3 protein-coding genes are annotated in these 1,936 nt (G+C 54.5%); all 3 read left to right on the top strand.

What is annotated here, in order from left to right:
• Window positions 1-220, top strand: a 220-nt coding sequence (locus ABYP33_RS18880; protein ID WP_373092873.1) for a GDP-mannose 4,6-dehydratase, incomplete at its 5' end; no start/stop codon positions are given.
• Between the two features lie 244 nt (window positions 221-464).
• Window positions 465-1,349, top strand: a complete 885-nt coding sequence (gene rfbA, locus ABYP33_RS18875) for a glucose-1-phosphate thymidylyltransferase RfbA (RefSeq protein WP_373092871.1) — start codon at window positions 465-467, stop codon at window positions 1,347-1,349.
• Window positions 1,346-1,885, top strand: a complete 540-nt coding sequence (rfbC, locus tag ABYP33_RS18870) for a dTDP-4-dehydrorhamnose 3,5-epimerase (RefSeq protein ID WP_373092870.1) — start codon at window positions 1,346-1,348, stop codon at window positions 1,883-1,885. The genes rfbA and rfbC overlap by 4 nt, the downstream gene beginning before the upstream one ends.
• The last annotated feature ends 51 nt before the right edge of the window (window positions 1,886-1,936 follow it).

Here is a 1,936-nt window from a genome sequence, read left to right as displayed (position 1 = left end):
CTTAATCACCTTTGTTAAAGACCGACCCGGTCACGATGCTCGCTACGCGATTGATGCCAGCAAGATTCAGCGCGACTTGGGTTGGGTGCCAGAAGAGACCTTTGAATCGGGTATTCGCAAAACCGTGCAATGGTATTTAGATAACCCCCAGTGGTGGCAGCGGGTATTGTCGGGGGATTATAAGTTAGACCGGATCGGCGAGGCGGCGATGGACGCTTGACGGGAGACGGGAGACGGGAGACGGGAGACGGGAGACGGGAGACGCAGAAGCGAGGGCCGAGCTGAACCCGTTGTTATGTCTGTGTCAGTATGACGCCGACAAAACGCCCTTCGCCGTCATACCTGCGGAGGCAGGTATCCACGTGAGCGCGGTGAGAGCTTTGAGTCACCAGCTCAGTGCTTAGGCGAAACTAAATTGATATTGGGCCTGATGTTTGTGACATCAGGCCGGTAAGGGAAACACCATGACCAAGAAATACAAAGGCATTATCCTCGCGGGTGGCTCGGGCACCCGCTTGCACCCCATTACCATGGGATGCTCCAAGCAGTTACTGCCAATTTACGATAAACCAATGATTTACTACCCCTTGTCAGTGCTGATGCTGTCGGGTATCAAAGATATTTTAGTTATCTCTACACCCACCGATTTACCGGGCTTTCAGCGCCTATTGGGTGATGGCAGCCAGTTTGGTACGAATATCGCTTATGCCGAGCAGCCCAGCCCCGACGGCTTGGCCCAGGCCTTCACCATTGGCGCTGATTTTATTGGCAATGACAATGTCAGCTTGGTCTTGGGGGATAATATCTTCTACGGCCAGCGATTCTCAGACAATCTTAAAAGTGCCGTTGCCAAAGAGTCCGGCGCAACGGTCTTTGGCTACCACGTCACCGACCCAGAGCGCTTCGGGGTGGTTGAATTTGGCGACGACGGCAAGGCGATTAGTATTGAAGAAAAGCCCGCCAAGCCGAAATCGCCCTATGCGGTTACCGGCCTGTATTTCTACGACAACGACGTGGTTGAGATTGCGCGCAATATCAAACCCTCGCCGCGAGGCGAACTAGAGATTACCGATGTGAACCTCGCCTACCTCCAGCGCGGCGATCTCAGTGTGGAAGTGCTGGGTCGCGGTTTTGCCTGGTTAGATACCGGCACCCACGATTCCTTAATTGATGCGGGGCAGTTTGTGCAGACTGTTGAACATCGCCAAGGCCTCAAAGTGGCCTGCCTAGAAGAGATCGCCTACCGCCAGGGTTGGATTAGTACCGAGCAGTTGTTGCAGCAGGGTGAGGCTCTTAAAAAGACCGGCTATGGCGAGTATTTGTTGCGGGTTGCCGCGGGGTATAAATGAACGTCATTCCAACCCAGCTCAAAGACTGCGTGATTATCGAACCCAAAGTGTTTGGCGATCATCGGGGCTTTTTCTTAGAAACCTTTCAGGCCGATCGCTACCGCGACATGGCGGGTATCAGTCTACCCTTTGTGCAAGACAATCACTCCCGTTCGGCCAAGGGCGTGTTGCGAGGCTTACATTTTCAAAAGACCAAGCCCCAGGGCAAATTAGTGCGGGTGGTCAGTGGTGAGGTGTATGACGTGGCCGTGGATATTCGCCCCGACTCCCCCAGCTTTGGTTTGTGGGAAGGGGTCATGCTCTCCGAAGAAAACAAGCGCCAGTTCTGGGTGCCGCCGGGTTTTGCCCACGGCTTTGTGGTGCTCAGCGACACCGCTGACTTTGAATACAAATGCACCGACTACTATGACCCCAGTGACGAAGGCAGCCTGATTTGGAATGACCCGGCGATGGCGATCACCTGGCCGCTAGAAAATCCCACCCTGTCAGATAAAGACAGCAAGGCCCCCACCTTTGCCGAGCTGTTCCAGCAATGAGTGCGCAGACCGCAATGCACCTGCTGGTGACTGGCGCCAATGGCCAGCTAG

The organism is Zhongshania sp., from assembly GCF_041584495.1.
Lineage (GTDB): Bacteria > Pseudomonadota > Gammaproteobacteria > Pseudomonadales > Spongiibacteraceae > Spongiibacter.
This window is presented reverse-complemented; position numbering and strand designations above follow the sequence as displayed.